Origin of the sequence: Mycobacterium noviomagense, from assembly GCF_010731635.1 — a bacterium.
Taxonomy (GTDB): domain Bacteria; phylum Actinomycetota; class Actinomycetes; order Mycobacteriales; family Mycobacteriaceae; genus Mycobacterium; species Mycobacterium noviomagense.
Genome location: NZ_AP022583.1, coordinates 2,515,592 through 2,531,621, shown reverse-complemented (window position 1 = coordinate 2,531,621; position 16,030 = coordinate 2,515,592). Strand labels below are relative to the sequence as shown.

Annotated in this window: 17 protein-coding genes and 1 pseudogene; 7 read left to right on the top strand and 11 right to left on the bottom strand. The window is 67.0% G+C overall.

From position 1 onward, the window contains the following. Positions 1 to 37 precede the first annotated feature (37 nt). A complete protein-coding gene (locus tag G6N15_RS11670; RefSeq protein WP_083089204.1) occupies positions 38 to 340 on the top strand; it encodes a DUF3349 domain-containing protein in 303 nt (100 codons plus the stop codon). A 68-nt stretch (positions 341 to 408) separates the two neighbouring features. Next, entirely contained in the window at positions 409 to 1,479 is a 1,071-nt protein-coding gene (menE, locus tag G6N15_RS11665) for an o-succinylbenzoate--CoA ligase (protein ID WP_232070455.1), read from the top strand. Here the strand turns inward: menE and G6N15_RS11660 are convergent. Beyond that, positions 1,479 to 1,751, bottom strand: a pseudogene (locus tag G6N15_RS11660) (SDR family oxidoreductase); the annotation flags it as partial. The gene menE and the pseudogene G6N15_RS11660 sit on opposite strands and share 1 nt — an antisense overlap. A gap of 273 nt (positions 1,752 to 2,024) precedes the next feature. Between G6N15_RS11660 and G6N15_RS11655 the strand changes: the two are divergent. Both G6N15_RS11655 and G6N15_RS11650 read left to right on the top strand, forming a co-directional pair. Continuing rightward, positions 2,025 to 2,489: a hypothetical protein gene (locus G6N15_RS11655; protein WP_139797966.1), complete on the top strand. Its 465-nt coding sequence runs from the start codon at positions 2,025 to 2,027 to the stop codon at positions 2,487 to 2,489. Continuing rightward, on the top strand, positions 2,486 to 3,568 hold the full coding sequence (locus G6N15_RS11650) for an HTTM domain-containing protein (protein ID WP_083089201.1): 1,083 nt from the start codon (positions 2,486 to 2,488) through the stop codon (positions 3,566 to 3,568). The genes G6N15_RS11655 and G6N15_RS11650 overlap by 4 nt, the downstream gene beginning before the upstream one ends. A gap of 16 nt (positions 3,569 to 3,584) precedes the next feature. On the opposite strand, the gene G6N15_RS11645 is transcribed toward G6N15_RS11650, so the two are convergent. Beyond that, complete coding sequence (locus G6N15_RS11645; protein ID WP_139797965.1) at positions 3,585 to 5,363, bottom strand: hypothetical protein; 1,779 nt, start codon at positions 5,361 to 5,363, stop codon at positions 3,585 to 3,587. A 446-nt stretch (positions 5,364 to 5,809) separates the two neighbouring features. Between G6N15_RS11645 and G6N15_RS11640 the strand changes: the two genes are divergently transcribed. Further along, positions 5,810 to 7,393, top strand: coding sequence for a DUF7937 domain-containing protein (locus G6N15_RS11640; RefSeq protein WP_275998889.1), 1,584 nt, complete (start codon positions 5,810 to 5,812; stop codon positions 7,391 to 7,393). A 2-nt stretch (positions 7,394 to 7,395) separates the two neighbouring features. Here the strand turns inward: G6N15_RS11640 and G6N15_RS11635 are convergent, their stop codons facing one another. Together G6N15_RS11635 and G6N15_RS11630 are read right to left on the bottom strand one after the other, a co-directional pair. Beyond that, the gene (locus G6N15_RS11635) at positions 7,396 to 7,914 is read right to left on the bottom strand and encodes a hypothetical protein (protein WP_139797964.1); all 519 of its coding nucleotides are present in this window, start codon (positions 7,912 to 7,914) and stop codon (positions 7,396 to 7,398) included. Between the two features lie 26 nt (positions 7,915 to 7,940). Then, the gene (locus tag G6N15_RS11630; protein WP_083089196.1) at positions 7,941 to 8,717 is read right to left on the bottom strand and encodes an S-methyl-5'-thioadenosine phosphorylase; all 777 of its coding nucleotides are present in this window, start codon (positions 8,715 to 8,717) and stop codon (positions 7,941 to 7,943) included. A gap of 30 nt (positions 8,718 to 8,747) precedes the next feature. Between G6N15_RS11630 and G6N15_RS11625 the strand changes: the two genes are divergently transcribed. Continuing rightward, positions 8,748 to 9,620 (top strand): 1,4-dihydroxy-2-naphthoate polyprenyltransferase, encoded by an 873-nt coding sequence (locus G6N15_RS11625; protein WP_083089195.1) that lies wholly within the window; start codon positions 8,748 to 8,750, stop codon positions 9,618 to 9,620. Here the strand turns inward: G6N15_RS11625 and G6N15_RS11620 are convergent. Beyond that, on the bottom strand, positions 9,609 to 9,953 hold the full coding sequence (locus G6N15_RS11620) for a nuclear transport factor 2 family protein (protein ID WP_083089194.1): 345 nt from the start codon (positions 9,951 to 9,953) through the stop codon (positions 9,609 to 9,611). The genes G6N15_RS11625 and G6N15_RS11620 overlap by 12 nt on opposite strands. A 156-nt stretch (positions 9,954 to 10,109) precedes the next feature. Further along, complete coding sequence (locus G6N15_RS11615) at positions 10,110 to 10,418, bottom strand: DUF4229 domain-containing protein (RefSeq protein ID WP_083089193.1); 309 nt, start codon at positions 10,416 to 10,418, stop codon at positions 10,110 to 10,112. Positions 10,419 to 10,463: 45 nt separating this feature from the next. Between G6N15_RS11615 and G6N15_RS11610 the strand changes: the two genes are divergently transcribed. Beyond that, a complete protein-coding gene (locus G6N15_RS11610) occupies positions 10,464 to 10,625 on the top strand; it encodes a hypothetical protein (protein ID WP_139797963.1) in 162 nt (53 codons plus the stop codon). Between the two features lie 16 nt (positions 10,626 to 10,641). Here the strand turns inward: G6N15_RS11610 and G6N15_RS11605 are convergent, their stop codons facing one another. The 5 genes from G6N15_RS11605 to G6N15_RS11585 form a co-directional block, all read right to left on the bottom strand. After that, a complete protein-coding gene (locus G6N15_RS11605; protein WP_083089192.1) occupies positions 10,642 to 11,934 on the bottom strand; it encodes a MinD/ParA family ATP-binding protein in 1,293 nt (430 codons plus the stop codon). A gap of 99 nt (positions 11,935 to 12,033) precedes the next feature. Next, on the bottom strand, positions 12,034 to 13,005 hold the full coding sequence (gene ccsB, locus G6N15_RS11600; protein ID WP_083089191.1) for a c-type cytochrome biogenesis protein CcsB: 972 nt from the start codon (positions 13,003 to 13,005) through the stop codon (positions 12,034 to 12,036). Next, the gene (locus G6N15_RS11595) at positions 13,002 to 14,576 is read right to left on the bottom strand and encodes a cytochrome c biogenesis protein ResB (RefSeq protein ID WP_083089222.1); all 1,575 of its coding nucleotides are present in this window, start codon (positions 14,574 to 14,576) and stop codon (positions 13,002 to 13,004) included. Before G6N15_RS11595 ends, ccsB begins: the two co-directional genes overlap by 4 nt. 77 nt (positions 14,577 to 14,653) lie before the next feature. Continuing rightward, entirely contained in the window at positions 14,654 to 15,427 is a 774-nt protein-coding gene (locus G6N15_RS11590; protein WP_083089190.1) for a cytochrome c biogenesis CcdA family protein, read from the bottom strand. Further along, positions 15,424 to 16,029 (bottom strand): TlpA disulfide reductase family protein, encoded by a 606-nt coding sequence (locus G6N15_RS11585; protein ID WP_083089189.1) that lies wholly within the window; start codon positions 16,027 to 16,029, stop codon positions 15,424 to 15,426. Before G6N15_RS11585 ends, G6N15_RS11590 begins: the two co-directional genes overlap by 4 nt. Position 16,030 lies beyond the last annotated feature (1 nt).

The following is a 16,030-nucleotide window of genomic DNA, read 5'->3' as shown; positions in this document are numbered from 1 at the left end:
ACGGCATTCTGACGGCCCCGGCGGAAGTTGACGGACTGTGAACCGATTCCTCACCTCGATCGTCGCCTGGCTGCGCGCCGGCTATCCAGAAGGCGTGCCGCCGACCGACTACTTTCCGCTCCTGGCTCTGCTGTCACGACGGCTGACCAACGACGAGGTGAAGGCCGTCGCCAATGAACTGATGGAGCGCGGCGAGTTCGACCACATCGATATCGGTGCCACGATCACCCAATTCACCGATGACCTGCCGGCCGCCGAAGACATCGAGCGGGTGCGGGCGCGGTTGGCTGCCAAGGGCTGGCCGCTCGATGACGTCCGCGAGGGCGAGGGCCGCGGATAGCCGTTCTGCGCGCAGTCGCCGCTTCGCCGGGCTCCGCGGCGACGTCTTTGCTGCCCGCATTGGAAAGCGTGCTCACCGGCCGTGAACCCGCGCTGGTCCCGGTGCGCGCCGGAGACACGTTGCCCGCGTTGCGGATCGGCGAGGAGATCGACGACGACATCGCGCTGGTGGTGACGACGTCGGGAACCACCGGCGCGCCCAAGGGCGCGATGCTGACGGCCGGCGCGCTGAGAGCCAGTGCATCGGCCACTCATGCTCGTCTGGGCGGTCCCGGCCGCTGGCTACTGGCGCTGCCGCCGTATCACATTGCCGGCGTGCAGGTGCTGGTGCGCAGCGTACTGGCCGGCACGGTCCCCGTCGAGCTGGACGTCTCGGCAGGTTTCGATGTCACCGAACTACCCAGTGCAGTAATGCAATTGGGGTCAGGTCGGCGATATGCGTCGTTGGTCACCGCCGAACTGGCCAAGGCGCTGGCCGACCAGGCGGCGACCAGTGCCCTTGCCGAATTGGACACCGTGCTTATCGGCGGCGGTCCCGCACCGCGACCGGTCCTGGATGCCGCTGCGGCGGCCGGTATTTCGGTGGTGCGCACCTACGGGATGAGCGAGACTGCGGGCGGCTGTGTCTACGACGGTGTCCCGCTCGAAGGGGTGCGGCTGCGGATCGCGGACGACGGGCGCATCGTGGTCGGCGGCGCGACGCTGGCCAAGGGCTATCGCAACCCCGTCGATCCCGACCCATTCGCCGAGCCGGGCTGGTTCTACACCAACGACGTTGGCTCGCTCGATGATTCGGGGCGGCTCAGCGTGTTCGGCAGAATCGACGAGGCCATCAGCACCGGTGGGTTGACCGTGCTTCCGCAACCGGTGGAGGCTGCGCTGTTGACCCATCCGGCGGTGCGCGACTGCGCAGTCTTCGGGGTTGACGACGAGCGGCTGGGGCAACGGGTGGTTGCTGCGGTCGTCGTGCGCCAAGGGTGCATCGCGCCGACGCTGGACGCGCTGCGTACTCATGTCGCGCAGGCACTCGACGTCACCGCAGCACCGCGCGAGTTGCATATCGTCGACGTCTTGCCGATGCGCGGTATCGGAAAGGTGGACCGGCAGGCGTTGGCGCGCCGCTTCGGTGACGACTCGTGAGCGACCTCGGTGGCGAGGTCGGCGGCGGGGATGGGCTGGATCAAGGCGTCCGGGACACGTACTTCGTCGCCGACCGTCATCGACGCTGTGATCGCGTCGGCGAACTCCGCGAACTGGGTGGCACGCACGATCGAGTAGGGGAGGTCCGATTGTTCGACGAGCTTCTCCTGGGCGACCTTCGCCCGCATGTACCCGCTATCGGGTAGCTCGTCGCAACCGACGATCGACACCACGACGTAGTGTTTAATGGCTGCGGCCTTCGCGGCGGCCACCCTGTGCCACCGATCACGACGATCTTCATAACTTTTCTTTCCGAATCTCATCCGGGCGTCGGAAGCCGGTGAGCCTATGCTCGCGCAATCCGATCAACCTAAGCCAATAGGTTCACGATCAAGCCGACAAACCATTTGAGTGCTAAAAAGCAAGTTCTGGCTCTTCGGATAGCGAACGACGAGAAAAGGAGCCTTGCGCTGGATCTGAGCAAACTCTCGACGATCGGGCAGCGATTCGAGAGGTCACGTGTTGGCGAGGCAGCAATCAGCTGCTTGGTCGTCCTCGTGCTGGTCACCGGCGTGGTGTGGAGCCTGCCCGATGCCGAAGTCAAGCGGCGGCTTATGCCGGTGCTGCAGCCGGTCGCGTCGGCAACTGGTCTAGAGCAGAACTGGCGGATGTACGCCCCGGAACCGTTGCGGCGCCTTGAGTACGTCGAGGTGCGTGTCACAATGGCCGACGGTGCGCAACGGGTGTGGACAAACCCGCGCGGTGACCGTGTGGTGGGAGCGTTTTCGTGGTATCGCTGGCAGAAGGCCAAAGAAAATCTAGTACGCCAGCCTGCTAGTCGAATTGGCTTGGCGCACTGGGTTGTTCACCGGCTCACCGGTCGCGGAGAGCGCCCGGTACGAGTGCAGATGACTTTGCGTACCGAATTGCTCCCGCCGCCGGGTGCCGATGGGCCGCGCACCACTGGCACGGAAATTCTTTACGACGAGACCTTGACCGGCCAGTCATGAGCGAACCGGAAGCCCGTCAGGGGCCGTGGGTGGCCGCAGCCGAAGTCTGGCGGAGGTTTTGGTTCCGACCGCAACCTGCCTACACCCTCGGTCTGGTCAGGATCGCGTTCGGCGCCTTGGCGTTGGGCTGGACGCTCTCTTTGCTGCCTGATCTGTATGAGCTGTTCGGCCCGAACGGGATCCAGCCGCAACAGCCCGGAGGAAGTTTTCAGTGGGGGGTTTTCGCAATCTGGAACAGTGACCGCGCATTGCTTGTCGGATGGGCGGTGCTGCTGGTTGCCTCACTCGCGCTGACGATCGGGTGGCGCAGTCGATTGGCGGCACTCGGCGTGTTTGTGCTGATCTTGTCGTTCCAACACCGCAACCCGTGGGTATGGAACTCCGGCGACCTCCTCGTTCGCCTTGAGGCGCTGTTCCTTGCCCTTTCGCCGTGCGGCGCGGCGTTGTCGCTCGACCAGCGACGCAGCACTGGAATGTTCTGGTCGGCACAGCAGCGCCCACAGTGGCCACTTCGATTGATGCAACTGCAGGTGTCGCTGATCTATTTGGCGTCGGTGTCGAGCAAGCTCAACGGCAGCGCCTGGCCCGAGGGCACAGCTGTGTCCTACGCGCTGCGATTGCAAGACATGCTGCTGATCCCCGCCTCGCATTGGTTGGCCAATAACGCGCTGCTGATGAACGCCGCCACGTGGGGCACGCTCGCCGTTGAGTTGTCGGTTGCGATCTTTGTGTGGAACCGCCGCTTACGACCATGGGCGCTGGCTGCGGGGGTGATCATGCACATCTCGATCATGATGGCCATTGCGGTTGGCTTTTTCAGCTTGGCGATGTTCGTGCTTTATCTCGCGTTCGTTCCTCCTGAGACGGTGCAACGTCTTCCGCGCAGCACCAAACACATGGTAACGAAGCTGCTTCCCGGGCGCTGGCGGCGTAATCGATTACGGCACAGCGGAATACATCAAAGCGAGGGGCGCGTCGAAGCGGGCAGTTCCCGTGGCGAACTCGATTACCAAACCGAAGCCGGCAATGGTACTGACCGCTTGGGTGTAAACATCACCGGGCAAAGGCCAACGCCATGAGCGCTGGTCCGCGGAATTAGTGGTGACCACCGCTCGTTGTGCCGCCGCCGGTCGTGCCGCCACCCGTCGTGCCGCCGCCCGTTGTACCGCCGCCCGTTGTGCCGCCGCCGCTCGTGCCGCCGCCGGTCGTGCCGCCGGTCGTACCGCCGGTGGTCCCACCACCAGTCGTACCGCCAGTCGTTCCACCGCCCGTTGTGCCGCCGCCGGTCGTGCCGCCACCAGTCGTACCCGCGGTAGTGCCGCCCGTGGTGCCGCCGCCGGTAGTACCTGCAGTCGTTCCGCCAGTTGTTCCACCGGTAGTGCCCGCGGTCGTGCCGCCGGTAGTTCCCCCGGTGGTGCCGGCTGTAGTTCCCCCGGTGGTGCCGGCGGTCGTGCCACCGGTCGTACCCGCAGTCGTCCCGCCCGTCGTGCTATTGGGCGGCGGGGGGTTGATCGGAATCGGGATCGGAATGGGGATGGGCACCGGGTTGTAAGCCGGTGGTGGCGGCGGCGGCGCGACGGGTGCCTCCGGCGGTGCTTGCTCGACCGGAGGAGCAGCCGGCGCTCCGCCAGGTACTTGCTGAGGAGCGGGACCAGAGACACCCTGCGGGGCGCCGCCATCCGGAGCCGCCGGCATCTGTGGCGCCTGCGCGGGCGGCGACGGGGGTGCACTGGGCGCTGGCAGCACCGGCATGAAGTTCCCCGGTACCGGCTTCTGCTGCGGTTTCACAACCTGCTGCGGTTGAGTGGCCGCGGTCGGGCGAATGCCGATCGTTACCGCGACGGCCAACGCCGCACAGCCGGCAACCACGATGCCGCCGACGGTGCTGCCAACCAGCAACGCGCGCCCCACCGGTGGTGGCGCCGCTTCCGCCTCGTCCTCGTCGCCGGCGTACTCCATCGGAAGCAATCCCGAATCGTCGTCCGCCATCGAGTAGGCCAACGCCGCGCCTGAACCCGTTGCGTCCTCCGCGGAGTCCATCATGGTCGCGTCCCCCGCCAGCATCCCCGCCATGGTCGCGTCCCCCGCCGGCATCCCCGCCATCGTCGCGTCCTGGGCCGGCATCCCCGCCATGGTCGCGTCCGCCGCCGGGATCCCCGCCATGGTCGCGTCCTGAGCGGTCATCGCCGCCATCGTCATGTCTTGCGCCGGCATCGCGCCGTACGTCGTCGCCGCCGACTCCGCCGCTATCGCCGCGCCGCGCGCAATCGCGAACTCCGGATTCTCCGGCACCGCCACCGGCAACGCCGACGTGGCTCGAAGTTCGTCAGCCACGGCCGAGACATCCGCGGACTTGCCGATCAGGTAGACATCGCTGGCCGCTCCCGGCTGTTCACGCAGCCGGCCAAGCAACGCGCCGGCCGCCGTCACCGGGTCCAAGCCACGCAATGGCTTGGCGCCCACAGCCCTCGTTGCAGCGTCGTCACCGCCGATCAACGACAGCATCGCCGTGTCATCGTTGACCAGAAGCACGCCATGCTGTCCCTCGCCGCGAGAAACGTTGCGCACCAAAGCTGTTGCCGCCTCCGGCTCGGACAGCAACGCGACGTTCTGGACACCTGAGTCGTCGAGCGCTCTTCTCAGGTCACTGGCTCGGCGTTGATCTGACCAACACAGCCGAGTACCTACCAGCCGATGGCCTTGGCCGGAAAGCGACCGATGTGTGCCGACGACCGTTTCCGTCAACCTGCGAATGGGATCCGACGACACGTCGACCACCGACTGATCGATCACCGCGCCGCTGTCGGCGCCAGACCCGACAAGCGCTACCCGGGCAACCGGACCGGCGACCGCGACACCCAGAGCTACGTCCATCGCGGTTCTCCTCTCGCGGAAGTGCGCATGACATCGGCACGTTTTCCGCCGATCGCTCGCACTAAATCACCGGCCGCCCGCGGCAATGTGTGATCATCATTAGACTGCGATAACTTCGGCAGTATCTGTCTTTCGGCCGACAAACTCCCCTGTCCGCGCAGATTGGACCAGCATATCGGCACTGCTCGGGGCCGTCTCGATGAGCGGTATGTTCACACACTCTCTGCGCAACCGCGACCGGAGGTGTTAACTGAAGCCACACCCGTTGCGCAAAACCACTGTCACATCACAGGGGGAACCTGGTGAGCGAAAGCCGCGGGGACACGCCTAGCGACCGCTTCGGCGCCCAACCGCGGATTGCCCGCCCCCATAGCCGGCAACCAGGGCCCGAGGAACAGCACCAGTCCGACCAAGCCGGAGCGACACAAGTCATTCGCACCCAAAAAATGTCGCCACCAAGTCAGCGACCGCTCGTGGCGCGTGAGTCGACGCGGCGGTGGAACATCGGCCGCGACGTTGTCGCCGCCGTGCTATTGGTGATTGCGCTGTTCGTACCGTGGAACCTGTACTTCGGCGGCGGCATCCCCAACGGCCACGGCGGCGCGTTTGTACTGCTGATCGCGGCCACCGTGCTGTCACTGGGAGCGATCGCGGTCACCTATGCCGGGCCGTGGAGGCTATTCGGCTCGCGTTTCAATCCGGTGGTGGTTGGCCGGTTGCGTGCTTGGCTCAACGCCCCATACGGGCTGCTGGTCTTCGGCGTCGTCGTGTTCGAGGTGGTCCAGACGGTTAGATACGGCGGCAGCGCCAACGTGCCGAGCGGCGTGGGCCCAGGCGCATGGCTGGGGATCGCCGGCTCATTATTGAGCGCTCAACCCGTGATCACCGGCACCGCAACGGACGACATGAAGTTTCGCCGCTGGCTACAGTCTGCCCGAATCGTCGGTTACGCCTCGATCGCCCTTGCGTCCCTTAGCTTTTTGTTCAACCTCTTCTGGCGGGTGAAAAGTGCTCTACCAGGCTCGAGCGGTTCTGGATTCGGTAAGCAGAATGTGGCGATCATTGCGACCGCGGTGATTTACGGCGTCGTCGCGTTGGTGGCAGTTGTCGTGGCGTCGCGGTGGATCCTTCGCCGCAGCAGGGTATCTCGCCTCGCAATCATCGCGCTCGGAGCCTCGACTCTACTGGCCGGACTGATCGTCTGGAGCCTGCCCATTGGCCGTGACATCGACGGATTCCACGGCATCGCCCAGAACACGTCCACCGCAGGGGTCGGCTTCGAGGGTTATCTGGCCTGGACGGCGGCAGCGGCTATTTTCGCGCCGCTGATGCTGCTGATGACCATGACGGCCAGCCAGGCCGACGTCTGGCGGGCCGCAGCGCGAACGGGCTTGCTGCTCATCGTGGTATGGTCCGTTGCTTCTGTGGTGATGCGGGTCACCGACATCGTGGTTTCACTGAGCCTGAAGCTGCCCTACTCGCCGTACAACAGCGCGGCCACCGCCGCGTTCGACCTTGTCACCGCGGTAATTGCGGTGTGGATTTACATCAATTTGCTCAACCGCGCTCTGCCTGCGGTCCTGATCACCTCGGCGTGCGCAGTTCTGGTGGTGCTCACCGTTTCTCGTATCGTGGTCGGCATCGCGCTGGCGCCCCGGGTGGCGGGTGCCTCCGCGGGGGCCGCCAATCCGATCTATGGCAACAATCTCGCGCAACAGATCACCAGTACCTTCGACGTCGTGCTCTGCCTACTGGCGGTTTGCGTCCTGGTCGTAGCTGTCGTGACCGGGCGGTCCGCGCCAACGACCCGCAGGCCGACTCGCACTGCTGCCCCCGCATCGGACGCGAAGACGACGCGACTGGAAACCGGGCAGGCCGAGACAACCAAGTTGGCAGGCGGTGGTGCCGCGCAGCGGTCACCCAAACCGCGGATCCATCGTCCGGCCCAAGACTCCTCGCAGCAGACAAGTGCTGACAAACCCAAGATTTATCGGGGACAAGAAGATTCAGGCGACGGCGGCCGGACGTGACGTTACTGTAAGGCAAGTATGCGGAATGCCCCGACGGTCGCCGACCCGTACACCAAATGTGCGCTGAGGTCCTTGGCCAGCGTTTGAACGTCGTATTCCCACATCGGCTTATACAGCTTGGCAGGCACCAGCACAGCGTAGGACTGCAGCCAAACACCCGTACCGAAAGCGGGCCCCTGCCAGAGGCGGAAAGGCATTGATCCACCTATCAGCCCAAAGACCGCACCCCATCCCACTCCGGTGGACCAGTGCACGACGTTGTTGACCAGACGTGCGCATGTCGGCGGCAGCTCGCTGTCAAACACAGCCTCGATCAACCGCTTGCCGAACCGCGCCGGCGCCGGAGCGTCGTCCCAGCTGTCCAAACCGGCCGACGATTCCCACGGGGCAAACCCGGCGTCGCCGCCGCTGCGTCGGTAGCGGCGGTACCACAGCAGATCCATGGCCAGGGTGCCCACGGCGCCGGCTGCTGCGCCTCGCAGCACCGCCCCCAGCGGCGTCATCGGAGTCCGGCCATGCATTCGCACACCCTAGCCTGCGGTGCCCGCTACGACAGGTCGAACGGCAGGTCGGCACCGGTATGCGGCGGGCATTGCGTGCACGTCAGGTCGGGTGACACCTGATCGATCGCCTCGTGCACCAGCTTTTTGAACGGCTCGATGTACTTTTCGAATTCGCTGAACACCTCGACGGCTTTGACGCCGCCGCCGGCGTCGATACCAGCGTCCAGGTCCGTGACTAAAGCTATTGCGGCGTAACATATTTCGAGTTCGCGCGCGAGGATCGCCTCTGGATAGCCCGTCATGTTCACCAGAGTGCATCCGGCCGAGGCATACCAGCGGCTTTCCGCGCGGGTGGAGAACCGGGGACCCTGGATCACCACCATGGTGCCGCCGTCGATCACGCCGGGCAGGCTGGTGGCTGCCGCCCGCAGTATCGGGCAGTACGGGTCGGCGAAGCTGGCGTGCACGCCGCCGGATTCGAAATACGTATCGGCGCGCCCGTGGGTGCGATCCAGTAGCTGGTCGGGCACCACCACCGTGCCCGGCCCGTATTCGGGCGTCAGGCTACCGACCGCGCACGGCGCGAAGACCCGTCGCGCCCCGACCTTGCGCAGCGCCCACATGTTGGCCCGATACGGCACCGTGTGGGCTGAGTATTCGTGGCGTGCACCGTGGCGCGGCAGAAATGCGACTTCATGCTCGCCGACTGCGCCCACGGTGATCGGGGCGCTGGTCGCACCGAATGGGGTGTCCACATCGATGGTGCGCGCGTCGGCGCCGAAAAACGTATAGAAGCCGCTGCCTCCGATCACTGCCAGCATTCGCTCATTGTGCCGTGGAAGGATCGAGCCGTGGCAACCGTCAGTCAGTGGTGCGCGGGGGCGCGGCCGCGCACCCTGCCCAACGCCGTCGCGCCGGTGATCGCCGGCACCGGTGCTGCGGCCTGGCTGCACGCCACCGTGTGGTGGAAAGCCGTGCTGGCGTTGGCCGTCGCGGTGGCGATGACCGTCGGAGTCAACTTCGCCAACGACTACTCCGACGGCATCCGCGGCACCGACGACGAGCGGGCCGGTCCGGTTCGGCTGGTGGGTTCGCGGCTGGCGGCGCCGCGGTCGGTCCTGGCGGTGGCCGTGGTGAGTTTGAGCGTCGGCGCGGTGGCCGGCCTGGTGCTGGCGGTGACCAGTGCGCCGTGGTTGATTGTGGTCGGTGCGTTGTGCATCGCCGGCGCGTGGCTGTACACCGGCGGCTCAAAACCCTACGGCTACGCGGGTTTTGGCGAAGCAGCGGTGTTCGTGTTTTTCGGTCTGGTCGCGGTGTTGGGCACCCAGTACACCCAGGCGTTGCGGGTGGACTGGGTAGGCGGGGTGCTGGCGGTGACGACGGGTGCGCTGTCGTCGGCGGTGCTGGTGGCCAACAACTTGCGAGACATTCCCACCGATGCACAGTCTGGCAAGAACACACTCGCGGTGCGGCTCGGCGATGCCAGGACGCGGGTGCTGTACCAGGGCCTGCTGGCCGGGGCCGGCGTGCTGACGGTGGTGTTGATGCTGGCGACGCCGTGGTGTGCCGCAGGGTTGGTCGGCTTGCCGCTGGCGCTGCGGGCGCTGCGGCCGGTGCGATCCGGCCGAAACGGGCGCGAGCTGATTCCGGTGCTACGCGACACCGGACTGGCGATGCTGGTCTGGGCGATCGCCGTGGCGGCCGCGCTGGGATTAGCCGGCTGAGGTACCGGTCCAGTACTCGACGAACCGACCGTCGGCGAGGCGCAGGATGTCGTTGCCGAAGAACACCGTGATCGCCTCGCCACTCTTGCCGCGACCACGCCACCGTGCCGCCACCAGTTCGCCGTCGACCAGCGGCCGCACCTCGATGTCGAACGTCAACTCGTCGAACATCTGAAGGGTTTCGTCGATGATCGACTGCAGCTCAGCCGGGCCGTGCACGTCGCGGCTCGGCCAGTGCCCGACGAAGTCGTCGGCGACAACCTCAGCTGCGCTGGGCTTGCCTGCCCACAGTTCATAGATCCATCGGTGATACAGGTCGCGTGCGTCGGTCATAGCGCCAAGGTAGCCAGGTGTGCGTGTCGAGTCTGCGGCCACCGTATCCGCTCTGCGCTGACAGCGTGGTCCGCCGGCGCGGCGACGCCATGGACGCAGACTGGACGAAAAACCGGCCGCAATCGCCGGCGTCATGAAACGCTTACAGCCCCGTCATTATTCGGGTGGGGCGTCGCCGCGCAGTCGCGCGCGTATCTGCTCGCGGTCGCGGCGGCGCCGCTCGCCGACGATCGCCAACCCGGCTGTGGCGCGGCGGCGCAGCGGACTGAAAACCCATATCCCCAAAGGCATTCCGAGAACCAGCGCGAACAACACGGCGACGACCACCGGGAATTCGCGCACCCCCAGCAGTCGCGCCGCGCAAAAGATCACCACGCTGAGCACGACCACCAACGCCACCCGTGCCACGGCGTAAAGCACCACGTCTACCGCCACACGGCGGGTCGAGGTCGGTCCTTCTGCCACGATCCGAGCGTACGGCGCAGGTATATTCGGATAAAGGAGGTGTTGATGCTCTACCTGCTCCTCGTCCTGGTGTTGGGGACGCTGATCTACATCGGCTGGCGCGCGGCCCGCTCTCAGGTCAACCGGCCCAAGACACGTGTGATCGGACCCGACGACGACCCCGAATTCCTGTGGCGGTTAAGCCACGGCGACAACAACCCGCGTTAGCCGACCGGCCCCTGCGCTAGATGAAATGCGAGGTGGGCCGCCGCTGGTCGCTGGGGAAGCCGTCGGCGACAACGGCGGCCAGTTCGATAAGCGCCTCGCGGGTTTCCCGCTTCAATCGCTCCAGGTAGATCTCAGCGCCCTCTTCCAGATGCGGGTCGAACGGTATTAACCGCACCGCCCGGCAGCGCCGCGAGAAGTGATCGACCACCTTCTGCATGTCGACCTTGCCTGAGCGCGGCCGCACCGCATTGATCACCGCAATCGACTCGCGCACCAGGTTCCCGTGGCCGTGCGCGTCCAGCCAATCCAGCGTCGCCGAGGCGCTGCGCGCGCCGTCGATCGACCCCGAGCTGACCACGATCAGGGTGTCGGCCTTGGCCAGCACCGCCGACATCGCCGAGTGCAACAGCCCGGTGCCACAGTCGGTGAGCACGATGCCGTAGAAGCGCTCCAGAATGTCCAGGGTGCGGGTGTAGTCGTCAGCGCTGAACGCCTCCGACACCGCGGGATCGGTTTCCGACGCCAGCACCTCCAACCGGCTGGGACCCTGGTTGGTGTAGCTGCGCACATCGCTGTAGCGCTGGATGCCCTCAGCGTCGCGCAGCAGGTGGCGCACCGTGGCCGGTGTCTCCAACGGCACCTTCTGGCTGAGCGTGCCGCGGTCGGGGTTGGCGTCGACGGCCACCACCCGGTCACCGCGGATCGAGGCGAATGTGGCTCCCAGGCAGGCGCTGATGGTGGTCTTGCCCACCCCGCCCTTCAGCGACACCACCGCGATCCGGTAGCAGCCCCGCAGCGGCCGGTTGGCCTGGACCACCAGGTCGTTGTAACGGGTCACCCGCGGGCTTTCCCCGACGTTGATCAAATGCCCCGACAAGAGGTAGAGCCACCGGCGCCAGCCCTCCGACGGTGGCGGTTTGACCTGCCGCAACAGCATGCTGGTGGACAGGTCCGGATACGGTGACGGCGGGGCGTGCCCCGGCCGGTACTGCGTGTCCACCGACGTGTCGGGTGCGCCGCCGTAGTAACCGTAGGCAGTCGGCTCGCCGGATGGTGGCAGCCCTCGGTCCGGCGTCACCGGAGTGGCAGCCCACGCTCGCGGCTGCGCGACCGTCTGCGGCGGCGGCACTGCGCGCGTCTGGGCCTCGCTGAACCGGCGCTGGGTCCGGAAGCCGGCGAAAGCCTTGGTCTCCGCGTCGCTGGTCTTGGGGTCGGGTTCGCCGGGATGCTGCTGCGGAGGCAGCTGTGTCGTGGGCTGATCTTCGCGGTGACCAGATCCCCCGACGTCCTGCGTTGGATGGTCAGACACGTGCTCTTCCCCTCGTTGCAGTACTCGGGTCGCTTGTCTCGAACATGTCGCTTGTCTCGAACATATCGCAGCGCCCGACCGACCCCCCGGGATGTGTAATCAGCTCACACCTGCGTACGAGTGCAAACCTACCGTCACCAGGTTAACGAAGAAGAGGTTGAAGACCATGGCCACGAAGCCGACCGCGTTGATCCAGGCCGCCTTCCTATCGCGCCATCCCGCCGTCGACCTGGCATGCAGGTAAGCCGCATACACCACCCACGCGACGAACGACACAGTTTCTTTGGGGTCCCATCCCCAGTAGCGGCCCCAGGCTTCTTCGGCCCAGATCGCGCCGAAGATCACGCCGAAACCGAAGACCGGGAAGGCGAAGATCGTGGTGCGGTACGCGATGCGGTCCAGGGTCTGCGCGTCGGGCAGCCGCCGCACAATGCGCGTCCACGCGCCCGGGGCATCCGGCTCACCGAGCCGCGACGTCTTGAGCAGAAACAGGATGCTGGCCACGCCGGCGACCAGGAACACCCCGGAACCGAGGCTGACCACCGACACGTGGATCGGCAGCCAGTAGGACTGCAGTGCCGGCATCACCGGAGCCGCGTTGGCGTACAGCCAGCGCCCGGACACGGTCAGCAGGATCAGCACCGGCAGCAGCAGGAACACCCACAGCGGGCGGTGCTGCGGGCGGCGCAGCACGACCGCGCCGGCCACCAGCGCGCAGAAGCACGTGAGGTTGATGAACTCGTACATGTTGCCCCACGGCACCCGCAGGGTGGCCAGGCCGCGCAGCACCAGGCAGGTCAGCAACAGCGCGATGCCGACGTAAGCCACCGCCAACCCGGCCCGCCCGACGCGTTCGTCGACGGGTCGTTGTGCCGCGGCTTCGACGACGCCGGGGGTGGCGCTGTCAGCGGAGACGGCGCCGGCTGTGACGAGTTCGGGGGCCTTGCGGGTGCGGGTGTAAGCGAGTTCGACGGCGAGCAGCAGCAGCGCGACCACCAGCGCGACCACCGCCGAGGTGAAGGCCCAGTCGGAGTAGCGGGCCAACGCGACGTCGACGTGCAGTGTGTTCATCTGGAGTCCCTTCCGGGGGCGCCGACGGGCTCACGGGACGGGTGAGCTGTTGTTGGTTGGGGCAACCCGGCCAGCAGCCGCGACGTCAACCGCTCGAACTCGTCGCCCCATCCGGCGTTGTCGGTGCGCGCCAACCCGCCGACCTCGACGTTCACCGTACCCGGGTCCGCGGGCACCGCCCGGACCCATACCCGGCGCCGGCGCACCAGCAGCGACACCAGCAGCCCGGCCATCATCGTGGCCGCGAAGACCAACACCCACACCTGGGCCGGGTCGTGGGAGACCTGCAGGTTGATGAACGGCACGGCGCCGTCGAAGCGGACGACGGTGCCGTCGTCGAGGTCGACTTGTTGGCCGGCGCGCAGGTTCACCCGTTGCACCTTGGTCAGCCGGTGCTGCTCGATGAGCCGCGGGTCCAGGCTGTACAGCGACTGCGGCCGACCGGTGTCCAAGCCGGTGTCGCCGCGATAGATGTCGACGGCCACGGCGGGGGCGTTGAGCGCGGGAAAGCTCGACGACAGCAGGGTGCCCTCGAGCTGGGCGGTGGGCGCGAGCAGGCCCTGGATCGCGATCTGGTGGTTGTGGCGCTGGCGCGGGTCGGGGTAGGCACCGGCCGGCGGGTCGATGCGGGCAACCCCGGACGACAGCAGCGTCAGCGGGTTGTCGGGCCGCCACTGCATGGTCGAGGTTCGGGTCTGCCCGTCCGGGAAGGTCACGGTGAAGGTGGGCGCATAGCCGTGGCCTTGCAGGTACACGCGGTCGCCGCCCACCCGTAGCGGGTGGTTGACCTGCAGCCGGTAGGGCCGCCAGCTGTTGGTGGCCAGGTCGCGCCCGGTCTGGTAGTCGAGGTCGGCGGCGAACGAGGTGGCTTGGCCGGACGGCAGGTAGTGGGCTTGAAAGTCGTTGACGCGCACGCAGATTGGGTGCAGGGAGGTCCCGTCGACGCTGTTGCCGGCGCGGAAGGAGTCGAACGCCGCCGGGGACGCCGAGCAGAAGCCGGGGCCACCGTCGGCGATGACGATCACGTTGCCCTCGTAGCCGAACAGCTTGCCGACGGCCACTGCGACCAGCAGGCCCAGCAGCGCGAAGTGGAAGACGATGTTGCCGAACTCGCGCAGGTAGCCCTTCTCCGCGGAAACCTCTGTGGCCCCGCCTGATCGGCGGATTTCCCTGCGCCAGCCGCGCAGCCTTGCCGCCATCGCCGCGGCCACGGTGTCGGGTTCGCCGGCGACCGTGGCGCTTGCATGCTTGGGAAGCCGAGCCAGGTTGCGCGGCGCGGCCACCGGTGTGGCGCGCAGGCTGCGGACATGCTCGATGGTCCGCGGGGTCAGGCAGCCCACCAGCGACACGAACAGCAGCACGTAGATGGCGGTGAACCAGAAGCTGCCGAAGACGTTGAACATCTGCAGCCGATCCAGCCACGGCCCGAGCAGCGGGTGGGCGGCCAGATAGTCGTCGACCTTGCCGGCGTTGAGGTTTCGCTGTGGCAGCAGCGCGCCGGGGATCGCGCCGAGGGCCAGCAGGCACAGCAGCACCAGCGCGGTCCCCATCGACGTCAGCGCGCGCCACATGTTGCGGGCTGTGGCGAGCAGACGCAAAAGTGCGCCAAAACGTGCCGTTTTGGGTGCTTTTGCGTCTGCTCGCGCCACTAGACCGGCAACCTCACGTCGGACACCAGCGCGTCGCGCAGCCACGAGACGAAGTCGTTCCAGGCACCGGTGACCAGCGCCGCGCCGACCGCGACCAGCAGCACGCCGCCGAAAATCTGGATGGCCCGCGTGTGGCGGCGCAGCCAGCCCAGCCCGGCCACCGCGGACGCCGACCCGAACGCCAGCAACACGAACGGGACACCGAGACCCAGGCAGTAGGCGATCACCAGCACGATGCCGCGCGCCACGTCGGCGCCCTGGGTGGCCGAGGCGACGGTGATCACCCCGGTCAGCGTCGGGCCCAGGCACGGTGTCCAGCCGAGCGCGAATACCGCGCCCAGCAGCGGCGCCCCGGCGACCGTCGACAGCTGCCGCGGCGTGAAGCGGGCTTGGCGCTGCAGGGCCGGGATCAAGCCAACGAACACCAGCCCCATCACGATGGTCACCACTCCCCCGACCCGCTGCAGCAGCAACTGGTTACTAATCAGCGTGGTGGTCATGCCCAGTACGGCGACGGTGCCCAGCACGAACACCGCGGTGAACCCGGCGACGAACAACGCCGCCGAGCCGGCTACCCGCCAGCGCGCGGCCGGCGGGGCTTTGACCGCGCCGGGTTGTTCTTCGACCCCGACCACCGCGGCCAGGTACGACAGGTATCCGGGCACCAGCGGCACCACGCACGGCGAGGCAAACGACACCAGTCCCGCCAAGACGCACACCGCCAGCGCCAGCACCAGCGGCCCGGCGGCGGCGATGTGCGCAAACCCGGTCATTGCGGTCCCGGTGTGGTCTGTTGTTCGGCCGCGACTCGCTGCACCACGGGCTGCAGGTCCTCGGCCAGCAGTTCTCGGAGGAACACCGCGGCCACTCGGTGCTGGCGGTCGAGCACCAGCGTCGACGGGATGACGGTGGTCGGGTACTTGCCGCCGAACGCGAGCATGGTGCGCATGGCCGGGTCGTAGATCGACGGATAGGTCACCGCATGGTCTTTGACGAAATCCTGGGCCGCCTGCCGGTTGTTGTCGCGGACGTCGATGCCGAGCAGGGACACGCCTTGGCTACGGGTGGCGTCATACACCCGCTGCAGTTGGCTGGCCTCGGCGCGACATGGCCCGCACCACTGCCCCCAGATGTTGATGACGACGACCTTGCCGGGAAAGTCGTTGAGCGACAACGTGTGTGAGGGATCCATCAGATCGGGCCCGGTGACTGGGCCGGGTCGACCGCGATGGTCGGGCGGGTCGTAGAAGAGGTCGGTTTTGCCGCCTGGGGCAACAAATTCGAAGGTGCCGCCCTGGGCGACCGCGTCGTCGCCACGGGCGCAGCCGGCGAGCAGGCCGACTGCCACGGCCGCCGCGACGGCCAGCCGCAGCATG